This is a genomic window from Claveliimonas bilis (assembly GCF_030296775.1).
Taxonomy (GTDB): domain Bacteria; phylum Bacillota; class Clostridia; order Lachnospirales; family Lachnospiraceae; genus Claveliimonas; species Claveliimonas bilis.
This window is the reverse complement of sequence record NZ_AP027742.1, coordinates 1,912,670-1,936,193: the sequence shown is the minus strand read 5'-3', so window position 1 is coordinate 1,936,193 and position 23,524 is coordinate 1,912,670. Positions and strand designations below refer to the sequence as shown.

Below are 23,524 nucleotides of genomic sequence, written 5' to 3'. Positions count from 1 at the left end.
AAATTTAACAAAAAGATGAAAACTATTTTTACATAACTCCTTTATAATAAAATGGAATATAAGTAAAGAAGGACAGGGAAATCATGAAACGAAAGAATGTAGTATACTTTTTGGCGGCTGCCTGCATTGCCGGAGTGATAGGAGGATGTGGAAGTACGTCTGGATCCGGTTCATCTGATTCGTCAAAATGGCAGGAAATGGGCGAAGTGATTCCGATAACGAGGGAGAATGGATCAGGTACCAGAAGCAGCTTTGCAGAGGCACTTGGTCTGAATATAGAAGGGGTAGATGACCAGGATGAGATCACAGAATCTGCGCAGACAGAGACATCCGGAGAAGATATGCTCCGTGCTGTTGCAGGAGAAAAGAATGGTATCGGCTATGTCACTTACAGTACGGATCTTCAGGAAGGGGATGGAGCAAAAGAAATTACGATAGATGGACAAAAAGCAGAGGATGAAACTATTGAAGAAGACAGCTATCCGCTTACACGAACGCTTTATCTTGCCCACACAAGTGAAGACAAGGATCTGGAAACAGATTTTATAAACTATGTGACGGGGAAGGGACAGGAAACCGTATCAGAGTTTTTTGTGCCCATAGGAGGTAAAGAAGTCTTTTTATCTAATCAGGCATCCGGTACTTTAAAAATACACGGCTCCACAACTCTGGCACCGGTGATAGAGCAGTTGGCAGATGACTATGAGAAAGAAAATTCCAATGCACAGATTGAGGTGGAAGTATCAGATTCTTCAAAAGGAATTACAGATGTACTGACAGGAAAATGTGATATTGCTATGGTATCCCGGCAGCTGTATCAATATGAGACAGAAGTATTAGAAGCAGAAGCAGTTGCAAAAGACGGGATCCGTGTAATCGTAAATGAAGAAAATCCGACAGAAGATATTTCAATGGATACAGTGGAGAAAATTTACACTGGGAAGATCAGTAAATGGGAAAATACACAAGAATAGAGGATGAAGAGAAATGGATAATGTATATATGAATCGAGAGTTATCTTGGCTGAAATTTAATGAAAGAGTGCTGGAGGAAGCGGAGAATAAAGAGGTCCCTTTGTGTGAAAGGCTCTCTTTTGCGTCTATCTATCAGACTAATCTGGATGAATTTTTTATGGTCCGGGTTGGTTCTTTGCAGGACCAAAGCCTTCTTGGCAAAAAAATCAAAGATAATAAGACCAATATGACTGCAAAGGAGCAGATTGAGGAAATTTTGAGAAGAGTTCATATATTAAATGAACGCCGTGACAAAGTTTATGAAGAACTGATGTCACGTCTGAAAGAGTGGGGATTTTCCCTTACAGATTTCAGAAGTATGGAAAAAAGCGAAAGTGAGTATATGGAAAGATATTTTGCCATGGAGATTGAGCCTTTAATATCACCTACCGTAGTAGGAAAGCGTCAGCCATTTCCGTTTCTTAGAAATAAAGAAATTTACGCGGTAGCTGTTTTGGAAACAAAGAGTAAGAAGCAGAGGATCGGTATCATTCCCTGTACAAATAGCATGGTAGAAAGGCTGATTGCAGTTCCGGACAGGTCAGGAACATATATGCTGGCTGAAGAACTGATTCTGCATTACATGCCGAGAGTTTTTAAAGGCTATCAGATCAGGGCCAAATCCTTGATCCGCGTAACGAGAAATGCAGATATAGATGCTGACGCCTTATATGATGAAGATTTGGATTATAGGGAATTTATGGCAGATTTAATTAAAAAAAGAAAAAAACTTTCTCCGGTCCGGCTGGAACTGTCCAGGGAGATGGACGGAGATATCGTAGGTATTCTCTGTAAATACCTTGATTTAGAGGAAGCCAGAGTATTTCGTCAAAGCACACCCCTTGATCTGTCTTTTTCTTCTAAAATCCAGGATATGCTAAGAAAGAACCCGGAATTGTTTTTTGAAAAGCGCACGCCACAGAAATCTTCCTCTTTTGAAGATGGAAGAGGAATTATAGAGCAGATAAGAGAGTCGGATAAAATGCTTTCCTATCCCTATGAATCCATTCGTCCGTTCCTCCGGATGCTAAATGAGGCGGCAGAGGATGAAAACGTGATTTCCATTAAAATGACACTCTATCGTCTGGCAAAACAAAGTAAGGTTGTTGAGGCATTGGTGGAAGCAGCGGAAAACGGAAAAGAAGTTGTTGTTTTGGTAGAGCTGCGTGCCAGATTTGATGAGGAAAATAACATCGAATGGTCAAGACGTCTGGAAGAGGCAGGCTGTCAGGTGATCTATGGTCTGGAAGGCTATAAGGTGCACTCCAAACTCTGTCTCATCACGAGAAAAAATGAAGGAAAGATTGAATATATCACTCAAATCGGAACAGGAAATTACAATGAAAAGACCTCCAGACTGTATACAGACCTTTCTCTTATGACGGCAGATCCGGATATTGGCATGGAAGCATCAGCTGTATTCCAGGCGTTGTCAAAAGGTGAGACTGTGGAAAGTTCCGGTCACCTCTTAGTAGCGCCAAAATGCCTTCAGTCCCGGGTCCTGGAAATGATGGACGAAGAGATAAGGCAGGCAAAAGAAGGACAGCCGGCTTATATCGGATTAAAGTTAAATTCTTTGACAGATAAAAAAATTATTGATAAACTGATAGAAGCGTCGGAAGCAGGAGTGAAGATCGATATGGTGATTCGCGGTATCTGCTGTCTGGTTCCACAGGTAGAGGGAAAAACAGAAAATATCCGTGTCATCAGTATTGTCGGAAGATTTCTGGAACACTCCAGAATCTATATTTTCGGATGCGGTGAGCGGGCCAGATATTACATTGCCTCTGCAGATTTTATGACTCGGAATACTGTGCGCCGGGTAGAAGTGGCGGCGCCTGTGCAGCAGCAGAATCTGAAAGAACGACTTCAGGCTATGTTTGATCTTATGTTGAGGGACAATCAGAAGGCCCGGCACGAAACGGCTGACGGCAGTTACCTTTTTGTTCGCATCGAGGATCCTGACACAGTTAAAGTAAACTCACAGGAATACTTTTATGAGGAGGCTTACGAAAAGGCAGGACAAATGTAAGATAAGAGTGGTGGTAGAATGATATGGAAACTCGGAGAGAGGCTGGAGCAGATTGAGACAGAAACATGGAAGGAGACAAGGCCTCCGGCTGTATTTCTCACTGATTCCAAAAATGCCCGCCGGGATTTGGAATTGGCAGGTATACAGTATGAAAATGAAATACAGACCAACAAGATAGGATTTTGTAAACTGGAAACACAGCAGGAATGCCTGGCGGGTACACTTTGTATCCCCAGGCTTTTGGACGTGCTTGGAAGCAGATACCGCATTTACTTTTTTGTGAATCAAGATCATGTTGTACTTGTAGATGATGAAGATTTTTCTATGAGGCTGATCCGAAGGATCAAAAGAAAAAAGACCCATCAAGGAGAAACAAAGGAACGGTTCATATATAATTTTATTGCTGAATTTATGAGCAGAGATCAGGAAATTTTGATGCAGTATGAGAAAATCCTTATGCGCATGGAAGAAGACGTCATGCAGGGGAAAATTGAAAATTTCCAGAGGGAACTGATGCCGATACGAAGAAAACTTCTGACACTTCGCGGCTATTATGATGAAATGATGGATATGGGAACAGAGCTAGAGGAAAATGAAAATGGATTTTTCGCCAAGAAACAGCTCAAATATTTCGGGACACTTTCCAATCGGGCAGACCGGCTGATGGGGAGGACTGCCCATTTGCTGGAATACGCACAGCAGGTGCGAGATCTGTATCAGGCACAGGTGGATGCAAAACAGAATAGTAATATGCAGTTTCTGACTGTGTTGTCCACCATTTTCTTCCCCCTCACCTTAATTACCGGATGGTACGGTATGAATTTTGAAAATATGCCGGAGCTGAAAAACGGATATCCCGGCGTTATTGCACTAAGTTTGATCGTTATTGTTGTCTGTATTTTAATCTTTAAAAAGAAAAAAATTCTCTGATTTTATTCCTGGGAGGCGAGAGCCTCCCATTTTTCATACAGTTCCTCCAATTCAGCAGCGATGTCGGCTTTTTCTTTTGCAAGTTCCTGACAGCGTATAGAATTGGTATATACTTCCTCCAGCGCCATCAGCTCATCAATCTGTCCGTCTCGTTCCTCCAGAGAAGTTATGCGTTCCTCTGTCTTCTTCAGATCATTCTGTCGTTTCCGTTCCCGTGCCTTTTCTTCTTTTTGCTCCTGCCAGCTTAACTTGGCTTCGGAGGCTGCTTCGGCAGCCGGGGCATTATCACAGGATGGAACTGACGCGTATGCGGCAGTCAATTCCTCCCGCTTTTCCAGATAATAGTCATAATTGCCGATATAGTTGACAAATGTTTTGTTTACAAGTTCCAGGATCCTGGTGGCCGTTTGGTTAATGAAATATCGGTCATGGGACACATAGAGGACGGTGCCTTTGTAATTATTCAGAGCGTTTTCCAGAATTTCTTTGGAGGCGATATCCAGATGGTTGGTAGGCTCATCAAGAATGAGGAAATTTGCTTCCGAAAGCATAAGCTTTGCCAGGGAAACACGTCCCCTCTCTCCGCCGCTTAAATCTCCGATAAGCTTAAAAACATCATCCCCCGTGAAGAGGAAAGCAGCCAGCATATTGCGGATTTCCGTGTTTGTAAGAGAAGGATATGCATCTGAAATTTCTTCAAATATAGTTTTTTCCATATGAAGAACATGATGTTCCTGGTCATAGTATCCGATATGTACGTTTGTCCCAAGTGTAAAGCTTCCGCTGTCAGCAGGCAAAACCCGGTTCAGGATTTTAAGGAGGGTTGTCTTGCCGGTTCCGTTATCTCCGATTACCGCTACATGTTCGCCTCTTTTGATTTCAAAGCTGACATTTTCAAAAAGGGGCTGGGACGGAAAAGATTTGCTTAAGTGATCTACGGAAAGAACATCATTTCCGCTGACACAGGAAGGTTCCAGCACCAGATGGATATCTGTTCTTTGCTCCGCAGGCTTTTCTATGCGTTCCATTTTTTCCAGCATTTTTTCCCGGCTTTCTGCACGCTTGATTGACTTTTCCCTGTTAAAAGAGCGGAGCTTTTCGATCACGGCTTCCTGATGGCGGATCTCCTGCTGCTGATTGAGATACTCTTTCATCCTTGCTTCACGGATTTGCTGCTTTTTACGGGAGTAATCTGTGTAATTGCCAAGGTAGGTCATAATGGAACCCTGTTCAATTTCAATGACCTTTGTTACCACTCTATTGAGAAAATAGCGGTCATGGGAGACGATAAGCACGGCACCGGAATAATTCAGAAGATAAGTTTCCAGCCAGGAGATCGAATTAAGATCCAGATGGTTGGTAGGCTCATCTAAAAGAAGGACATCCGGCTTTGTAAGAAGAAGTTTGCCTAATGCTACACGTGTTTTTTGACCACCGGAAAGAGCGTCTACCGGTTTGGAGAATTCTTCTTCGTCAAAACCAAGCCCCTTGAGTACTCCCACAATTTCACTTTCGTAGGCATAGCCATTTTCACGTTCAAACCGGTCAGACAGACGGTGATAAGTATTCAGACGCTCAGTAAGTTGTTCACCCGCAAGGTTGGGAATTTCCTGTTCAATTCGGCGGATCTCTTTTTCCAGTGATATGATCTCCGCTTTGGCAGTGCGTACTTCTTCGTAAATAGTGTTTCCTCCGGAGAGATTCTGGTGCTGGGAAAGATAGCCAAGAGATTTTCCTTTCGATAAAGTAATGCTGCCGCCGTCAAGTGGCAGTTCTCCCACAATCATTTTCAGTATTGTTGATTTTCCAGCCCCGTTGATCCCAACAAGTGCTGCTTTTTCATATTCTTCTATGTGAAAGGAGCCGTTTTTTACAATGACATCCTCACCAAATGCTTTTTCAATTGAATGACATGCTAGTATCATAAATATATACCTCCGGGACTATTATATCGGTGATTTGTGAAGGTGTCAATTTTCTGCAATTCTTTATATAAAATCTAATATTCCAAAGTTTTCCGAACAAAAATTTGACTTTGAACAAACAATTCTATATAATGTAGACAGAAAAAGATTGGGAAGGTGAAAAGAGTGGAAAGCAGAGAAATTTCGCAGGCAGTCATACGGAGGCTCCCAAGATATTACAGGTATTTAGGAGAACTGCTTGAAAATGGGGTGGAACGTATCTCTTCAAATGATCTGAGTAAGAGAATGCAGGTAACTGCATCCCAGATTCGGCAGGATTTAAATAATTTCGGCGGATTTGGCCAGCAGGGATATGGATATAATGTGAAATATCTTTATACAGAGATAGGAAAGATCCTCGGTTTGGAGGAAGAACATGGAATGATCATCATCGGGGCAGGAAATCTGGGTCATGCTCTGGCGAATCATGCAGGATTTGAAAAGCGGGGATTTGTATTAAAAGGCATTTTTGATGTTAATCCTACTTTAAAGGGAATGACAATTCGTGGAGTGCCTATTTATATGATGGATGAGCTGGAAGATTTTATGAAGAACAGTGATATTGAGATCGGAATCCTCACCATACCTAAGGCAAAGGCAATTGAAGTGGCAAATCAGCTGGTGGACTATGGGATAAAGGCGATTTGGAACTTTGCTCATACAGATCTGAATTTGCCGGATAACGTGATCGTGGAAAATGTACACTTATCGGAAAGTCTGATGAGATTATCCTATAATATCAGCCGTTACAACGAGGAACATAGGGCTGAAAAATAGCGGGGATATGACAGCGTGTGAAGTAAGCGTGTGCGAAAGGACAGGCTTTCTTTACACGCTTTTTCAATAGAAAACTTCGTTTCCTGTTGCGGATTCTTTGTTCTATATAAATAAAAAGGGGGTTGACAGTATGAGATATTTGCCGGATGGAAGACAAATGAAGGCAGCGGATGGGTATACGATACGGGAGAAAAAAATGCCGTCTCTTATCCTGATGGAAAGGGCGGCAAGAACTTTTGTAGAAACGGTATGTGAAACAGATGCAGATCTGTCAGATGTATGTGTTGTATGCGGATCCGGAAATAATGGCGGAGATGGATTTGCTATCGCCAGACTTCTTCTGGAAAGAGGAGCGGGAGTATCAGCCTGTATGGTGGGAAACCCTGATCATTGTACCGAAGAGACAAAGAGGCAGATTCAGCTTTTCCGGGAGGCAGGAGGAACCATAGAGGAAGGTTTTACGGAGAGAAAATGCAGCCTGCTTATCGATGCCATATTCGGGGCAGGGCTTAGCAGGCGTGTGGAAGGGCATTACCTGGAATGTATTCAGGCGATGAACCGGTCTGAGGGGAAAAAAGTGGCAGTAGATGTACCCTCCGGAGTTTCCACATCTACCGGAGAGGTTGTAACCGACGCTTTCCGGGCAGAGCTGACAGTCAGTTTTCAGTGTGAAAAACTTGGCTGTGTACTTTATCCGGGGAAGGAGTTTGCCGGAGAAGTAAAGGTAACGGATATAGGAGTCGATGTCTCAGAGATGCCGGGGGACAGAGATGTAGCCTATGCGCTGGAGCAGGAGGATGCGGCGAAAATGCTGCCGAAGCGCAGAGAGGATTCTCATAAAGGGACTTATGGAAAGGTTCTTATTATCGCCGGAAGCAAAGGAATGGCCGGAGCAGCTTATCTGGGCGCACTGGCGGCCTATAAGACGGGGGCAGGTCTGGTACAGATCTATACGTCAGAGGATAACCGGGCTGTACTGCAGACGCTTCTTCCGGAGGCAATCGTTCGCTGTTATGATTTCTTTGACGAACGGGAACTTTTGCAGCTGCTGAAATGGGCGGATGTGGTGAGTATTGGTTCCGGGCTTGGAACCAGCGACAAATCACGGAGGATTTTACAGGCAACACTGGAAAATGTAGAGGTTCCCTGTGTTGTGGATGCGGACGGATTGAATCTTTTATCTGCGCACAGCCGCTATATGAAAAATCTTGTCCGTGGTCAGTTTATTTTTACTCCCCATATGAAAGAAATGTCCAGGATAACAAGGAAATCAGTGGAAGAACTTCGAAACAGCCGAATGGAAATATTAAAGCAGTTTGCCGGAGAATATGATGTTACATGTGTACTGAAAGATGCGCGCACGTGTATTTTCAGTCCCGGGGAGCATCCTTTTGTGAATTTGTCAGGAAATGCGGCTATGGCAAAGGCAGGAAGCGGAGATGTTCTTGCAGGTGTGATCACAGGTCTTCTTGCACAGAAAATGTCCTGTTTTGATGCAGCGGTCCTGGGTGTTTACCTTCACGGACTGGCAGGAGATGAGGCAAAAAGGGAGAAGGGAAGCTACAGTGTGCTTGCAAGAGACCTGGCGGAAAATATCGGGACTGTTCTGAAAAGACTGGAGGAATGATCGTATGAAAAAATACAGCAGAGTCTGCGCCAGAATAGATTTGGACGCAGTGGAATATAATCTGGATATGATGAAGCAAAACATCAAAGAAGAAACGAAGATGATCGGCGTGATCAAGACGGACGGATATGGCCATGGCGCCGTGCAGATTGCCAGATATGTAATGGAAGAAAAAGATTATATATGGGGATATGCAGTTGCCACTCTGGATGAGGCTGTTCTATTGAAGAAAAATCAGGTGAAGAAGCCGGTTTTGGTTCTGGGCTGTATTTTCCCGGATCAGCGGGATATTATGATAGAGCAGGAAGTACGTATGACCTGCTATACATTGGAAATGGCAGAAGATATTTCCAAGAGGGCACAAAAATTGAATCAAAAGGCATATATCCACATTAAACTGGATACAGGAATGTCCAGGCTGGGCTTTCAGATTACAGAGGAGAGTGTGGAAGAGATCTGCCGGATTGCTTCTTTGCCGAATCTGGTATTGGAGGGCATGTACTCTCATTTTGCCACAGCAGATGAAGCAGATAAGACATTTACAAAAAAGCAGTTAGAGCGCTATCTGTGGATGAAAGAGAAGCTGGAGAAACGGAAGGTCACATTTCCTTATTATCACTGCTCAAACAGTGCGGGTATTATTGATGTAAAGGAAGCCAATATGGATCTTGTCCGTGCGGGAATTTCCACTTATGGGCTTTATCCTTCCAATGAAGTGGAAAAGAAGAATGTTCCCCTGAAGCCGGCGCTTCAGCTGATCAGTCATGTGGCTCATGTAAAATGGGTGGAGAGCGGAACGCCTGTAAGCTATGGATGCACATACGTGACAAAAAGGAAAACACGCATTGCGACCATACCTGTAGGTTACGGAGACGGTTATCCAAGGAGTCTGTCCAATAAAGGATATGTCCTGATCCGTGGAAAGAAAGCGCCCATTCTGGGACGGGTATGTATGGATCAGTTTATGGTTGATGTCACAGACATAGATGCGGTAACCTTCCAAGACAGGGTAACTTTGGTAGGGACGGACGGAGGAGAGGATCTCCCCGTGGAAGTGTTAAGTGATCTTTCCGGCAGATTCAATTATGAGTTTGTATGTGATCTTGGAAAACGAATACCAAGAGAATTTATCCGGAACGGTAAAGTTGTGGAACAGATGGATTATTTTGCATAGAATTCAGGTGATGCATACTTTGGAATACATCCGAAAAAGCTGGCAATACTAGAAATATCTTAAGCAAATCGGAGTGTGAACAAAGGTGCAGGTAAAGCGAGGAGACATTTATTATGCAGATCTAAGTCCGGTGGTGGGATCAGAGCAGGGAGGAGTCCGGCCAGTACTGATCATACAGAATAATATTGGAAATAGACACAGTCCTACTGTGATATGTGCGGCCATTACTTCCCGCATGAATAAGGCAAAACTGCCTACGCATGTGGAAATTGATGCAGGTAAATATCAGATTGTCAAAAATTCAGTGATCTTACTGGAACAAATCAGGACGATTGATAAAAGAAGGCTGAAAGATATGGTATGCCATCTGGACAAAGAACTAATGAATAAAGTTGATGAAGCGCTGAAGATCAGTTTTGAGCTTCATACATAATAACAAAGGAGCAGGAGAAGAAAAGCTATGGAAGAAGGCAGTTTGTTTCAGAGAATGAAACAGATTTTTCAAGGAGATGATGAAGAAAAAGAAGCTTTGGGCCAGGAGGCGGCAGAGCTGATACGGAACATTTTCCGGTATATGGATAAGGATGCAAGAGATATCATGACCCACAGGCGTGACATTGTTGCAATAGACGGAGAAGAAACGCTGGAAGAGGCACTGAAATTTATGCTGGAAGAGAGCCATTCCAGGTTTCCAATCTATCAGGAAGATATTGACGGGATCATAGGTACCATGCATCTTAGAGAAGCGATGAGATGCTACTTTAATGAAGAACAGCGGCAAAAGTCAGTGAAAGAACTGAAGGATTACATACGCCCGGTTACATTTATCCCGGAGACAAAGAGTATTGACACACTGTTTAAAGAAATGCAGGCCGGAAAACAGCATGTGGTAATTGTACTGGATGAATACGGACAGACAGCAGGACTTGTTGCCATGGAAGATATTCTGGAAGAGATCGTGGGAAATATTTTAGATGAATATGATGAGGAAGAGGAAATGCTGACCTTAAGTCCCGATGGTTCTATGCTGGCAAAGGGATTTATGGACCTGGAAGATCTGGAAGAAAGTTTAAAAATCAGCTTTGATAAAGAGGAGTATGAGACTTTGAATGGTTTTCTCATCGATCAGCTGGATCGTATACCGGCAGAAGATGAGCACTGTGTGATAGAGTATGAAGGATATTGTTTCACAGTTCTTTCTGTAGACAACAATGCAATTCAGACAGTTAAGATTGAAAAAATATCCAAGGAGTGATAAAATAGAAAAAGTGTGAATAAAAAGGATAAATGCAAGGAGAGAGAAAAACATGTCAGGACATTCAAAGTTTGCCAATATTAAACATAAAAAAGAAAAAAACGATGCGGCAAAAGGAAAGATTTTTACAAAAATCGGTAAGGAGCTGGCGGTAGCCGTTAAAGAGGGCGGAAGCGCCGATCCGGCGAATAACAGCAGACTTCGGGATGTCATTGCAAAGGCGAAAGCGAATAATATGCCTAATGACACGATCGAAAGAAATATCAAGAAAGCAGATGGAGATGCAAACTCTGCCAATTATGAACATATTACATATGAAGGATATGGACCGGGGGGAACGGCGATTATTGTAGAAGCGCTGACAGACAATAAGAATCGTACAGCGTCCAACGTAAAGAGCGCCTTTACAAAGGGAAGCGGAAACGTAGGTACTCCGGGATGTGTTTCCTTTATGTTTGACAAAAAGGGACAGATCATTGTAGCAAAGGAAGATTACGATGGAGATGCAGATGATCTGATGATGCAGGCGCTGGATGCCGGAGCAGAAGATTTTGCAGAAGAGGAAGACAGTTATGAAATCCTGACAGCACCGGATGATTTCAGTGCAGTGCGTCTTACTCTGGAGGAAGCAGGGATTGTCATGGCCCAGGCGGAAGTGACAATGATACCGCAGACATGGGTGGAATTGACAGAGGAAAAGGATATCCAGAATATTCAGAAAACCCTGGACCTTCTGGATGACGATGACGATGTACAGGACGTTTACCATAACTGGGACGCATAGGTGGCTTTTATGGAACTGGAATATATCGGAGAATTAAAAAAAGAATTGGTCGACTTTTTCATAGAGATGCAGGAATACCGCCAGTATTTTAAAAGAAAACTTTATGAAGAAGCATTTCAGAAATGTTACGAAAATCATAGAGAGATGCTTGCCAAGATCATTGAGGTCTGTGAGAAAGCCGAGGACAAGGACGCTGTCTTAGAAGAATTGTCCGGCGCAATTCCAGAGTATGCTCATAGTCAGATCAATGTCCAGAAAAATAGAGGTAAAAAGGAAGGCCTCATGGTAGATTACAATATGTCCATGGTGACATTTGTTATACCGATTCTTGGCTACAGCAGGAACGAATCCTGCGACAGGCTGATCGATCTCATGATCAAAAAGTGGAATGTCAAGCCTATGACAATGAGAATCCAGAAGTCAGAATATGAGAAGATGAAAAACGGTTTCAAATCTCGCCTGTGTTATATCACAACTGCTGTGTGCGCAAGCAGAAATCAGAGGGATGACTGTTATGAACTGAATCTTTTGAGAGATTATCGGGACAGATATCTTGCGGCAGACAGAAAAGGAGAGGCGTTGATCGAGGAGTATTACAATGTGGCGCCCACTATCGTAAACCGTATTAACAAAGAGGAAAATGCCGGTGAAATTTACGAGAACATTTATCAGGAATATCTTCAGAAGTGCGTCCATCTGATCGAAACAGGGAGGATGGAAAAATGCGGAGAGATTTATGCTGAAATGGTAGAAGAGCTGGAGAAAAAATACTTATTTTCATAGAAGGAGGAGTCAAATTGAGCAATTACAAAATAGAGACAAAATGTATCCAGTCCGGGTACACACCGAAAACAGGCGAACCAAGAGTGGTTCCCATCTATCAGAGCACTACGTTTAAATACGATACAAGCGAGCAGATGGGACGTCTTTTTGATCTGGAAGATTCCGGATATTTCTATACACGTCTGCAAAATCCGACGAACGACGCGGTTGCAGCGAAAATTTGCGATCTGGAAGGCGGAGTTGCAGCAATGCTGACTTCATCCGGACAGGCAGCAAGCTTTTACGCCATTATGAATATTGTAGAAGCGGGGGATCACATCGTATGCGCTTCTGCGGTTTACGGAGGAACTTATAACCTTTATGCGCATACCATTCGGAAAATGGGTGTGGAAGCTACTTTTGTAGATCCGGACTGCAGTGAGGAAGAACTCAATGCTGCATTTAAGGAAAATACAAAGGCAGTATTCGGTGAGACGATCGCCAACCCGGCGCTGGTGGTGCTGGATATCGAAAAATTTGCAAAAGCGGCTCATGATCACGGCGTACCGTTGATCGTTGACAATACATTTGCAACTCCCATCAATTGCCGTCCTTTTGAATGGGGGGCTGATATCGTGACTCATTCTACAACAAAGTATATGGACGGACATGCATCTGCAGTGGGCGGGGCAATTGTTGACAGCGGAAATTTTGACTGGGAAGCTCATAAAGAAAAATTCCCGGGCCTTACCACACCGGATGAGACATATCACGGAATTGTCTATACCCAGAAGTTTGGAAAAGGCGCTTACATCACCAAGGCAACTGCACAGCTTATGAGAGATCTTGGTTCCATTCAGTCTCCGCAGAATGCATTCCTTTTGAATATCGGGCTGGAGACACTCCATCTTAGAGTGCCGAGACATTGTGAAAATGCCGTAAAAGTTGCTTCTTACCTGAAGGGTCATGAAAAGGTTGCATGGGTACACTGCCCGTCTCTGGAAGGAGATCCTTACTATGACCTTGCAAAGAAATATATGCCAAACGGAACATGCGGCGTTATCACATTCGGTCTGAAAGGCGGAAGAGAAGCTTCTGTAAAAATGATGGACAGCCTGAAGCTGGCAGCAATCGTAACTCATGTGGCAGACGCCAGAACATGCGTCCTTCATCCGGCGAGCCATACCCACCGCCAGATGAACGATCAGGAGCTTCTGGAAGCTGGCGTTCAGCCGGATCTGATCCGTTTCAGCGTCGGTATCGAGAACGCAGACGATATCATCGCTGACCTGGAGCAGGCGCTGGCGCAGGTATAAGCAGATATAACTGCTTGCTGTTTTCTGGAAAAATCGGATAAAACTTCAAGTATAAAAAGAAAAGCCACCTCCATACTAATAACATCGGTGTACATGGGAAAATGCTTCTGTACATTGATGGGAAAGCAGTATGGAGGTGTTTTTTGTCGTGGAAAATGTGAACGAAAGTAACGGGAAGCAAAATAACATAAGCGATCGTATAGAAAACAGTACAGGAAATGAGACAGAACAAAAGAATGAACAGATCAAGGAAATGGGAAGCCTGGATCTTCAGGAAGATTCTTCCTGCCACAGGATTAAGCTGATTACGATTATTGGAGAGATTGAGGGGCATGAGTCTGTGTCCGGCAGTACAAAGGCGACGAAATACGAGCATCTTCTCCCTATGCTTGCGGAAATCGAGGACAATCAGGAGATAGACGGACTTTTGATCCTTTTAAATACCCTTGGAGGAGATGTGGAAGCAGGTCTTTCTATAGCAGAACTGATTGCATCCTTAAGTAAACCGACGGTGTCTCTTGTGCTGGGAGGAAGTCATTCCATCGGCGGCCCTCTGGCAGTATCTGCAGACTATTCCTTTATTGTTCCAAGTGGTACGATGATCATTCATCCGGTGCGTTCCAATGGTATGTTCATTGGCGTAATGCAGAGTTTTCGTAATATAGAGAAAACTCAGGACCGCATCACAGGTTTTCTGGCAAGACATTCCCATATGAAACAGGAGCGGATTGAAAAGCTGATGCTGAACTCAACACAGCTTGTCAAAGATGTGGGAACTTTGCTGGAAGGGGAAGATGCCGTCCGGGAAGGGCTGATCGATGAAGTGGGCGGTCTAAGCGACGCATTGAAGAAGCTTCATCAGATGATCGATGAGAGGAAGAAAAGGGAAAAGTAGGAATCGGCAATATTCCAGCAGCGGCTCTTTATAGTTCAATTTCTAAATGCACATCAGGAAAGGGACTTCAATGCTTTTGTAACTATTTACACAGCAAAGGGGTCGCTTTTCTGTGGGGAGACAGCAGTAAGAAAGCGCCATTTGAAAGGTTTTTAGAAAAAATAAAAATTATGTCAAATATATAGACAAACCGCCATACATATGTTAACATATATCTAAAGCATTATATCTTCACAATCTTTTGTGTCTTCTGCAGGAAATTGTAAGCATCTTAGACTTGTTTCCTGTATCTTATTTTCTAAATACACATCAGGAAAGATATCTCAATGCTTTTACGACTGATTTATATACAGTAAAGAGGTTCTTTCCTGGATGGTATGGAAAATAGAATAAGGCAGGACAAACAGAACCAGAGGGAGAAAGAGCCTCTTCATATGATCAAGAAAAGGAGGCTGCCTATGGAAAAAGCGACACAAGACGTCAGAAGAATTAATGAATCGACGGAAGAGCATGAGCTTGAGAACCGATATGAAAAGTACAAGCGAATCCTTGAAGGACTTACGATCATGAGTGATATTTTCATGCGGAATGTCTTGAAAAAGCGGGAATGCACAGAGTATATTTTGCGAATCATTATGGACAGAGAAGATTTGGAAGTGAAGGAGCAGATGCTGCAGAAGGATTATAAGAATCTGCAGGGAAGATCAGCCATTCTTGACAGCGTTGTTTGTGATATGGAAGAGAAACGGTATAATGTAGAAATTCAGCAGGAAAACGAAGGGGCTTCCGTAAAAAGAGCGAGATATCACAGTAGCCTGCTAGATGTAAACGAGTTGAAGGAAGGACAGACTTTTGAGGAGCTACCAGAGAGTTATGTGATTTTTATTGCGAGAAACGATGTGCTTGGCTATGGACTTCCCATTTATCATATTACTAAAAAGGTTGAAGAAGTGCGGGAGGATTTCCAAGACGATGCTCACATTATCTATGTGAATGCAAAAATCAAGGATAAAGAGACAGCATTGGGGCGCTTGATGTATGATCTGCAATGCAGAACTGCAGACGAAATGTTTAGCGAGATTCTGGCAGAGCGTGTCAGAGAGTTAAAGGAAACGCCGGAAGGAGTGGACAGTATGTGTCGTGAGATGGACGAGATTTACAATGAAGGAATTGAGATTGGAATTGAGAGAGGACTGGAGAAAGGAAAAATGGAAATGAAACAGGAAACTGTTTTATCTATGGCTAATTTGGGCATGCCGGTGGAGCAGATCGCAGCGGTAGTAAAAGAGAGCATTGGTATGGTTCAGAAGTGGATTTCCGAAGGCAAGACAGCTGTATAACAGGTGAGGCAAAAACAACTCCAGCTCTTTGTGAGCCGGAGTTGTTTACTATAATCTACATATTCGTATATCCCATCAGATACTGATCCACCTCACGGGCGCACTGCCGGCCTTCGGCGATGGCCCAGACGACGAGTGACTGGCCGCGGCGCACATCCCCGGCTGTGAATACTTTTTCTTTGCCGGCTGCAAAAGAGGAGGGGGCAGTGGAAATCGTACCACGGGCTGTGCGCTCCAGTTGAAATGCGTCAGTGATATAATCCTCACATCCGGTAAAGCCGGTTGCAATGAGCAGAAGATCAGCTTCTATGATTTGTTCACTGTCTTTTACTTCTGTCATCTTACCGTTTTCAAACCGGACTTTGACTGTGCGAATGCCTGTCAGATGGCCTTTTTCGTCGGATAAAAATTCTTTGACTGTTGTCTCATATATACGGGGATCATGTCCGAAGAGAGCACAGGCTTCTTCCTGACCGTAATCTGTCTTACAGATCCTGGGCCATTCAGGCCATGGATTGGATGCCAGGCGTTCATCCGGAAGTTTCGGCATCATTTCAATCTGGGTGACAGAGGTGCAGCCCTGGCGGATGCAGGTGCCGACACAGTCGTTCCCGGTATCACCGCCTCCTACAATGACTACCTTTTTCCCTTTGGCAGAGATGGGAGATGTCTGATCCATCAGATGTTTGGTGGCGGCAGTCAGGAAGTCCACGGCGAAATAAATCCCTTTTACCTGGCGGTTTTCACCGACCAGATCCCGCGGCTTTTTGGAGCCGCAGCAAAGAACCACGGCATCATAATCTTTCAGGATTTTTTTTGCGTCTATATTTTTCCCTACATCTGCATTTGTAACAAAGCGGATCCCTTCTGTCTCCATAAGAGAGAGACGACGGAGCACGATGGATTTATCCAGCTTCATATTTGGAATGCCGTACATAAGAAGTCCGCCGGGACGGTCTTCCCGTTCGAATACAGTAACCTGATGCCCACGTTGATTCAGCTGATCAGCAACGGCAAGCCCTGCAGGACCGCTGCCGATGACAGCTACGGTTTTTCCGGTGCGTACGGGCGGAATGACAGGCTGCATATTTCCTGATGCAAAGCCGGTTTCGATGATGAAAAGTTCATTGTCTTTAATGGTAACCGGATCATCATTCAGACCGCATATGCAGGCTTTTTCGCAGAGTGCAGGACATACGCGTCCGGTAAATTCCGGGAAATTGTTTGTTTTTCTAAGGCGCCAAAGAGCCTGTGAAAAATTTCCATGATAGACTTCATCGTTCCATTCCGGGATCAGGTTGTGAAGAGGACAACCTGTAACCATTCCCTTAAGGACAAGGGCGGACTGGCAGAAGGGAACGCCACAGTTCATACAGCGCGCCCCCTGTTTTTGCCGTTCCTCTGCGGAAAGGGGCGGATGAAATTCATGATAATCCTGAATCCGCTCTTTTGGAGCAGAGGATGGATTTTCTGTTCGTTGATATTCTAAAAAACCAGTTGGTTTTCCCATAAGATCAGTTCCTCCTTCGGCTTATTTCTGGATTTCATAGAATGCTTCCAGTGCGGCATCCTCGTGTGAGAGCCCTTTTTCTTCATATTTGCTGATCGCATGAAGCATCTTTTGATAATCATTGGGAAGGATTTTCTTAAATCCCGGAAGATAAGCGTCAAAGTGTTCCAGGATATCTCTGGCAAGAAGAGAGGAAGTCTCTTTTTCATAATCCTTCAAAATATTTTTTAATTCTGCAATATCATGTTTTTCTGTCACTTCGGACATGGTAACCATTTCTTTGTTCAGTTTCTTATAAAGCTGATGTTCAAGATCCAGGACATAGGCAATGCCCCCGCTCATTCCGGCGGCAAAGTTTTTCCCGGTTGGTCCCAGGATCACTGCACATCCGCCGGTCATATATTCCAGACCGTGGTCGCCGCAGCCTTCGGATACTGCTGTGGCCCCTGAGTTGCGGACACAGAAACGTTCTCCGGCTACGCCGCATACATAAGCTTTCCCGGAAGTGGCCCCGTAGAGAGCAACATTTCCGATAATAATATTTTCAGAAGCAGAAAAGGTGCTTCCCTTGGGCGGATAGACAACCAGTTTTCCGCCGGAGAGTCCCTTGCCGAAATAATCATTGGCGTCACCCTCCAAAGTAAGGGTCAGGCCTTTTGGGATAAAAGCGCCAAAGGACTGTCCGCCTCCGCCCTGACAGTGTACAGTGAAGGTGTCTTCTTTCAGCGTATCCTGGAAGTTTTCTGTAATGACAGAACCGAGAATCGTGCCGACAGTACGGTTTACACTGTTCACCTGGATGGATTCACTGTGCTTTTTGCCTGTTTTCAGTGCCTTTGCAAAGCGGGGCAGTAAGATGGATTCATCAATGGTTTTTTCCAGTTCAAAGTTATAAACATCTTCCGGATGAAAATGGATCGCACTTTCTTCTGGGAAGGAGGAGAGAATGCGGGACAGATCAATGCCGCGGCGGGAGGAACCGTCCGGTTCATGACGCATAGTCAGGCATTCTGTATGACCTGTCATTTCAGCGAGAGTTGCAAAGCCAAGTTTTGCCATGATCTCTCGTAATTCCTCTGCAATAAACAGCATAAAATTCATGACATATTCCGGTTTCCCGCGGAAACGCTTCCGCAGACATTCATTCTGTGTAGCCACACCGACAGGACAGGTGTCCAGATTGCAGACGCGCATCATCATGCAGCCCAGTGTAACAAGGGGTGCGGTGGCAAATCCAAATTCCTCTGCACCAAGAAGAGATGCGATGGCAACATCCCGGCCGCTCATGAGTTTGCCGTCCGTTTCAAGGATGACACGGCTTCTTAAATGGTTTCGGATCAGCGTCTGATGAGTTTCGGCCAGTCCCAGTTCCCAGGGAAGTCCGGCGTGATGGATGGAACTTTGGGGAGCGGCGCCCGTTCCTCCGTCGTGACCGGAGATAAGAACAACCTGTGCGCCTGCCTTTGCAACACCGGATGCAATGGTACCGACGCCTGCTTCAGAGACAAGTTTTACTGCAATACGTGCTTTCCGGTTTGCATTTTTCAGATCATAAATGAGCTGCGCCAGATCTTCAATGGAATAAATATCGTGATGAGGCGGAGGCGAGATCAGGGATACGCCGGGGGTAGAGTGCCTGGTCTTGGCAATCCACGGATACACCTTTTTACCGGGCAGATGTCCGCCTTCGCCGGGCTTTGCGCCCTGTGCCATTTTGATCTGAATTTCTTTGGCGCTGACCAGATATTCGCTGGTGACTCCAAATCGTCCTGAAGCGACCTGCTTGATGGCGCTGTTTTTTTCTGTGCCCAGCCGTTCCGGTTTTTCGCCGCCTTCACCGGAGTTAGATTTTCCGCCCAGGCGGTTCATGGCGATTGCCAGACATTCGTGGGCTTCTTCGGAGATAGAGCCGTAGGACATTGCTCCGGTTTTAAAATGTTTTACAATTTCGGATGCAGGCTCCACCTCTTCAATGGGAATCCCGCCGTTTTCCGGATACTGAAATTTAAGAAGTCCTCGGAGTGTATGCGGTTTATTTTCATCATCTACCATGGCAGTATATTCCTTGAAGCGTTTGTAATCTCCAGTTTGGACTGCCTGCTGCAGAGCGACGATAACAGCCGGATTATAGAGGTGATCTTCTTTGTCATCGCCGGTTCTTAAACGGTGGAAGCCGGTACTGTCCAAAGTGGTATCCACACCCAGACCCAGGGGGTCAAAGGCATGGTTGTGCCGTGCAATGACATCCTCATTGATTTCCTTCAGGCCGATTCCGCCCACACGGCTTACAGTGTTGGTGAAATAGCGGTCAATGACCTCCCGGCTGATTCCCACGGCTTCAAAAATCTGGGCAGACTGATAAGACTGAAGGGTGGAAATTCCCATTTTCGCCGCGATTTTGACAATGCCGTGAAGGATAGCTTCATTGTAATCGTGGATGGCTGTGTGGTAGTCTTTGTCCAGCACACCTTTGTCGATCATTTCTGAAATACATTCGTGAGCCAGATAGGGGTGTACTGCTCTTGCGCCGTAGCCCAGGATTGCTGCAAACTGATGCACATCTCTTGGTTCAGCGCTTTCCAGAATGATGGAAACAGCTGTCCTTTTCTTTGTGCGCACAAGATGCTGCTCCATGGCAGAGACAGCCAGTAAAGAAGGAATGGCTACATGATTTTCATCCACGCCACGGTCAGAGAGAATGAGAATATTTGCCCCCTTTGTATAGGCCCGGTCACAGCTGACAAAAAGCTGATCCAAAGCCCGATCCAGCGATGTGTTTTTAAAGTATAAAAGAGAAATGACAGCGCTTTTAAAGCCGGGGCGATCCAGAGATTTGATCTTCATCAGGTCAACGCCGGTCAGGATAGGATTTTGTACCTCCAGAACTGTACAGTTTTCGCTGGATTCTTCCAATAAGTTACCGTCCGATCCGATATAAACAGTGGTATCGGTAACGATTTCTTCTCGAAGAGAATCGATAGGAGGATTTGTTACCTGTGCAAACAGCTGCTTAAAATAGTGGGAAAGAGGAGGGTGTTTCCTGGAAAGCACGGCAAGAGGAATGTCCGTTCCCATAGATGCGATCGCTTCAGAAGCATTTTGAGCCATGGGAAGAAGCACGTTTTTGATATCTTCATAAGTGTAGCCAAATACTTTATAGAGCTGATCCCGTCTGTGCTGATCATAGGTAGGAACCTTCTTGTTAGGAGTGGGAATATCTTTCAGATATAAAAGGTTCAGATCCAGCCATTCCCCGTAAGGCTGGCGGGAGGCATAATAGTTTTTGCATTCCTCGTCAGAGATGACCCGTTTCTGTTTCGTGTCCACCAGGAGGATTCGTCCGGGCTGAAGCCTGGATTTTTCCACAATATGCTCGGATGGAATATCCAGTACGCCAACCTCGGAAGAAAGGATCAGATGGCGGTCGTCTGTAATATAATAGCGGGAGGGACGAAGACCGTTCCGATCCAGTACAGCGCCCATAATGTCACCGTCAGAGAAAAGGATAGCAGCCGGTCCGTCCCAGGGTTCCATCATGGTGGCATAATAATGATAGAAATTTTTTTTGGAGGAATCCATATACCGGTCATGCTTCCACGGTTCCGGAATCGTGATCATGACAGCCAGAGGAAGTTCCATGCCGTTCATGTAGAGAAACTCTAAGGTATTGTCCAGCATGGCAGAGTCGGAACCGCTGCTGTTGATCACAGGGAGCACTTTGTCAATGTTGTCAGAGATCACGGGAGAATGCATGGTTTCTTCCCTTGCCAGCATACGGTCCGCATTGCCCCGTATGGTATTGATCTCCCCGTTATGGAGGATCAGCCGGTTAGGATGAGCCCGCTCCCAGCTGGGGGTTGTATTGGTTGAAAAACGTGAGTGGACCATAGCGATGGCCGTCTGATAGCAGGGATCCTGCATATCGTCATAGAAGCGGCGAAGCTGGCCTACAAGGAACATGCCCTTATATACGATTGTCCGGGAGGATAAAGAAGCCACATAGGTATCCTCACAGCTTTGTTCAAATTCCCGTCTCGCAATGTATAGAAGGCGGTCGAAGGGCAGTCCGGCCGGGCAGTTTTTCGGGCGCTCAATAAAACACTGTGTGATATAGGGCATTCTCTCTCTTGCATAATCTCCCAGGATTTCCGGATGGACAGGAACCTTTCTCCAGCCAAGTAAATGCAGGCTGTTTTTTTGCAATATGACTTCAAACATTTTGCGCGAAAAATTGCGTTTTAACGTATCCTGCGGAAAAAAGAACATGCCGACTCCGTAATCACCGGCTTTTCCAAGACTGATTCCCAGCGAAGAAGCAGCTTTTTTAAAAAAGGAGTGGGAAATCTGTGTGAGTATTCCCACTCCGTCACCGACTTGACCCGTTGCGTCTTTCCCGGCACGGTGCTCCAATTTCTCTACAATCGTAAGAGCATCATCCAGGACTTTATGTTCTTGAATACCGTCAATACTGACAACGGCACCGATACCACAGGCATCGTGTTCAAAACGATCTTGATAGAGGGTTGATTGATTTTGTTTCATAGTAAACTCCTTTTATTTTTATATACCGCTGGCACCATAATTGGAAAGTACCCTTGCGGAGGGATCATCCACATCACAGCCTTTCCAGGAACGGTTGGGCATCCAGAAATCTTTGATCATTTCGCCCTGACCGGGATAGAATTGTTCGAAAATCTCCCGGTACAGAAGAGATTCCTTGGTGAAAGGCGCAGCATGTGTAAATGTTTTGCATTTTTTTTCAAACTCGTCATCTGTATAAGAGTTTTCGGCATATTCTTTCAGATAATCTACCAGGGAATGACCGACAGCGTCTGAGAATGCAGCCTTTTCACGCATGAGAATATCATAGGGAAGATAGTCGCCTTCAAAAGCATGGCGGAGAAGATATTTTCCTTTCTGATAGATATTCATCTTTTTAGCGGGATCGACAGACATTACATAGGAAACAAAGTCCAGATCGCCGAAGGGAACCCTTGCTTCCATAGAGTTGACGCTGATGCAGCGGTCAGCTCTTAAGACATCGTACATATGAAGTTCCCTTATTCTTTTTGCGGACTCCTCCTGAAAGGCCTCTTTGGAAGGGGCAAAATCCGTATATTTATAGCCGAACAGCTCATCGGATATTTCTCCGGTCATCAGGACACGGATATCGGTAGTTTCATGGATTGCCTTGCAGATCAGATACATGCCGACAGATGCGCGGATCGTTGTAATGTCAAATGTGCCAAGAGCCTGGATCACATCAGGCAGAGAAGAGATAACATCCTCTTTTGTGATGATGATTTCCGTATGCTCGCTTCCAATGTGGTCGGCCACTTCTTTTGCATATTTCAGATCAATAGCGTCCTCGCTCATGCCGATGGCAAAGGTGCGGATAGGACGATCCAGTATGCGGGCGGAAATGGCGCAGACCAGGGAAGAATCCAGTCCTCCGCTCAACAGAAAGCCGAGAGGTGCGTCCGAATCCAGTCTTTTCCGGATTCCTTCCGTTAATTTGTCATGAATATTCCGGCAGACAGTTTCTGTGTCATCCATACAGACGGAAGGGACTTTTGTCATGTCACGGTAACAGACAAATTTGCCGTCTTTATAATAATGACCGGGAGGAAACGGAAGGATGTGGTCTGCGATTCCTATAAGATTTTTGGGCTCACTGGCAAAAACAATGGCGCCCTTTTTATCATACCCGTAATAGAGGGGACGTATACCGATAGGATCCCTTGCAGCCAGATAGGAGCGCGTGTTTCCATCAAAAAGGACGAGGGCATACTCGGCGTCCAGCATGCGAAACATATCAGTGCCGTACTCCTCATAAAGGGGAAGAAGGATTTCACAATCGCTGTCACTTTTAAATGTGTATCCTTTTGTTTCCAGTTTTTTCTTTAAAGAACGGAAGCCGTAAATCTCCCCGTTGCATACAAGATAATGGCGGGAAAGGGAGAAGGGCTGCATCCCTTCTCCCGTAAGTCCCATAATTGCAAGTCTGTGAAAACCAAGAAGTCCAAAGCCGGTATCTGTGATCCTGCTGTCGTCAGGACCACGGGAAATCGTACGGTCAAATCCCTCCTTAAACAAATCATAATCAGCATCGGCTGTACAATAGCCCATAATTGAACACATAACA

At 44.9% G+C, this 23,524-nt stretch carries 17 protein-coding genes; 13 read left to right on the top strand and 4 right to left on the bottom strand.

The window, feature by feature from the left end; all coding sequences use genetic code 11:
* Nucleotides 1–83 precede the first annotated feature (83 nt).
* Genes R2J37_RS09565 through R2J37_RS09555 form a run of 3 tightly spaced genes read left to right on the top strand, consistent with a single transcriptional unit; the run spans nt 84 to nt 3,975 of the window.
* A complete protein-coding gene (locus R2J37_RS09565; RefSeq protein ID WP_316264748.1) occupies nt 84–974 on the top strand; it encodes a substrate-binding domain-containing protein in 891 nt (296 codons plus the stop codon).
* Between the two features lie 13 nt (nt 975–987).
* Nucleotides 988–3,045 carry a polyphosphate kinase 1 gene (ppk1, locus tag R2J37_RS09560; RefSeq protein ID WP_316264746.1) on the top strand — a complete coding sequence of 686 codons (2,058 nt, stop codon included), beginning with the start codon at nt 988–990 and terminating at the stop codon, nt 3,043–3,045.
* Nucleotides 3,046–3,063: 18 nt separating this feature from the next.
* The gene (locus R2J37_RS09555; protein ID WP_230105983.1) at nt 3,064–3,975 is read left to right on the top strand and encodes a magnesium transporter CorA family protein; all 912 of its coding nucleotides are present in this window, start codon (nt 3,064–3,066) and stop codon (nt 3,973–3,975) included.
* Nucleotides 3,976–3,977: 2 nt separating this feature from the next.
* Here R2J37_RS09555 and abc-f read toward each other — a convergent pair whose 3' ends face one another.
* Nucleotides 3,978–5,900 (bottom strand): ribosomal protection-like ABC-F family protein, encoded by a 1,923-nt coding sequence (abc-f, locus tag R2J37_RS09550; RefSeq protein WP_316264744.1) that lies wholly within the window; start codon nt 5,898–5,900, stop codon nt 3,978–3,980.
* 165 nt (nt 5,901–6,065) lie between these two features.
* Between abc-f and R2J37_RS09545 the strand changes: the two genes are divergently transcribed.
* The 10 genes from R2J37_RS09545 to R2J37_RS09500 all read left to right on the top strand — a co-directional run bounded on the left by R2J37_RS09545 (nt 6,066) and on the right by R2J37_RS09500 (nt 15,869).
* Entirely contained in the window at nt 6,066–6,716 is a 651-nt protein-coding gene (locus tag R2J37_RS09545; protein ID WP_230105985.1) for a redox-sensing transcriptional repressor Rex, read from the top strand.
* A gap of 130 nt (nt 6,717–6,846) precedes the next feature.
* Nucleotides 6,847–8,343: an NAD(P)H-hydrate dehydratase gene (locus tag R2J37_RS09540; RefSeq protein WP_230105986.1), complete on the top strand. Its 1,497-nt coding sequence runs from the start codon at nt 6,847–6,849 to the stop codon at nt 8,341–8,343.
* A gap of 4 nt (nt 8,344–8,347) precedes the next feature.
* Nucleotides 8,348–9,517: an alanine racemase gene (gene alr / locus R2J37_RS09535; RefSeq protein WP_316264741.1), complete on the top strand. Its 1,170-nt coding sequence runs from the start codon at nt 8,348–8,350 to the stop codon at nt 9,515–9,517.
* A gap of 85 nt (nt 9,518–9,602) precedes the next feature.
* Nucleotides 9,603–9,950 carry a type II toxin-antitoxin system PemK/MazF family toxin gene (locus tag R2J37_RS09530; RefSeq protein ID WP_230105988.1) on the top strand — a complete coding sequence of 116 codons (348 nt, stop codon included), beginning with the start codon at nt 9,603–9,605 and terminating at the stop codon, nt 9,948–9,950.
* A gap of 27 nt (nt 9,951–9,977) precedes the next feature.
* Nucleotides 9,978–10,772 (top strand): hemolysin family protein, encoded by a 795-nt coding sequence (locus tag R2J37_RS09525; protein WP_230105989.1) that lies wholly within the window; start codon nt 9,978–9,980, stop codon nt 10,770–10,772.
* Between the two features lie 52 nt (nt 10,773–10,824).
* Nucleotides 10,825–11,556, top strand: coding sequence for a YebC/PmpR family DNA-binding transcriptional regulator (locus R2J37_RS09520; protein ID WP_230105990.1), 732 nt, complete (start codon nt 10,825–10,827; stop codon nt 11,554–11,556).
* A 9-nt stretch (nt 11,557–11,565) separates the two neighbouring features.
* On the top strand, nt 11,566–12,339 hold the full coding sequence (locus R2J37_RS09515; RefSeq protein ID WP_230105991.1) for a CFI-box-CTERM domain-containing protein: 774 nt from the start codon (nt 11,566–11,568) through the stop codon (nt 12,337–12,339).
* 14 nt (nt 12,340–12,353) lie between these two features.
* Nucleotides 12,354–13,634, top strand: coding sequence for an O-acetylhomoserine aminocarboxypropyltransferase/cysteine synthase family protein (locus tag R2J37_RS09510; RefSeq protein WP_230105992.1), 1,281 nt, complete (start codon nt 12,354–12,356; stop codon nt 13,632–13,634).
* Between the two features lie 253 nt (nt 13,635–13,887).
* Entirely contained in the window at nt 13,888–14,529 is a 642-nt protein-coding gene (locus R2J37_RS09505) for a ClpP family protease (protein WP_316267023.1), read from the top strand.
* Between the two features lie 458 nt (nt 14,530–14,987).
* Nucleotides 14,988–15,869 carry an Rpn family recombination-promoting nuclease/putative transposase gene (locus R2J37_RS09500; protein WP_316264736.1) on the top strand — a complete coding sequence of 294 codons (882 nt, stop codon included), beginning with the start codon at nt 14,988–14,990 and terminating at the stop codon, nt 15,867–15,869.
* 55 nt (nt 15,870–15,924) lie between these two features.
* Here R2J37_RS09500 and R2J37_RS09495 read toward each other — a convergent pair whose 3' ends face one another.
* The 3 genes from R2J37_RS09495 to asnB are packed head-to-tail and all read right to left on the bottom strand — an operon-like array spanning nt 15,925 to nt 23,520.
* Nucleotides 15,925–17,379: a glutamate synthase subunit beta gene (locus R2J37_RS09495; RefSeq protein ID WP_316264734.1), complete on the bottom strand. Its 1,455-nt coding sequence runs from the start codon at nt 17,377–17,379 to the stop codon at nt 15,925–15,927.
* A gap of 21 nt (nt 17,380–17,400) precedes the next feature.
* A complete protein-coding gene (gltB, locus tag R2J37_RS09490) occupies nt 17,401–21,921 on the bottom strand; it encodes a glutamate synthase large subunit (protein WP_316264733.1) in 4,521 nt (1,506 codons plus the stop codon).
* A gap of 18 nt (nt 21,922–21,939) precedes the next feature.
* Complete coding sequence (asnB, locus tag R2J37_RS09485) at nt 21,940–23,520, bottom strand: asparagine synthase B (protein WP_316264730.1); 1,581 nt, start codon at nt 23,518–23,520, stop codon at nt 21,940–21,942.
* Nucleotides 23,521–23,524: the final 4 nt, after the last annotated feature.

Coding starts and splice junctions, on each gene's coding strand:
- R2J37_RS09565 (WP_316264748.1), top strand. CDS start 84: ATGAAACGAAAGAATGTAGTATACTTTTTGGCGGCTGCCTGCATTGCC.
- ppk1 (WP_316264746.1), top strand. CDS start 988: ATGGATAATGTATATATGAATCGAGAGTTATCTTGGCTGAAATTTAAT.
- R2J37_RS09555 (WP_230105983.1), top strand. CDS start 3,064: ATGATATGGAAACTCGGAGAGAGGCTGGAGCAGATTGAGACAGAAACA.
- abc-f (WP_316264744.1), bottom strand. CDS start 5,900: ATGATACTAGCATGTCATTCAATTGAAAAAGCATTTGGTGAGGATGTC.
- R2J37_RS09540 (WP_230105986.1), top strand. CDS start 6,847: ATGAGATATTTGCCGGATGGAAGACAAATGAAGGCAGCGGATGGGTAT.
- alr (WP_316264741.1), top strand. CDS start 8,348: ATGAAAAAATACAGCAGAGTCTGCGCCAGAATAGATTTGGACGCAGTG.
- R2J37_RS09525 (WP_230105989.1), top strand. CDS start 9,978: ATGGAAGAAGGCAGTTTGTTTCAGAGAATGAAACAGATTTTTCAAGGA.
- R2J37_RS09520 (WP_230105990.1), top strand. CDS start 10,825: ATGTCAGGACATTCAAAGTTTGCCAATATTAAACATAAAAAAGAAAAA.
- R2J37_RS09515 (WP_230105991.1), top strand. CDS start 11,566: ATGGAACTGGAATATATCGGAGAATTAAAAAAAGAATTGGTCGACTTT.
- R2J37_RS09505 (WP_316267023.1), top strand. CDS start 13,888: ATGGGAAGCCTGGATCTTCAGGAAGATTCTTCCTGCCACAGGATTAAG.
- R2J37_RS09500 (WP_316264736.1), top strand. CDS start 14,988: ATGGAAAAAGCGACACAAGACGTCAGAAGAATTAATGAATCGACGGAA.
- R2J37_RS09495 (WP_316264734.1), bottom strand. CDS start 17,379: ATGGGAAAACCAACTGGTTTTTTAGAATATCAACGAACAGAAAATCCA.
- gltB (WP_316264733.1), bottom strand. CDS start 21,921: ATGAAACAAAATCAATCAACCCTCTATCAAGATCGTTTTGAACACGAT.
- asnB (WP_316264730.1), bottom strand. CDS start 23,520: ATGTGTTCAATTATGGGCTATTGTACAGCCGATGCTGATTATGATTTG.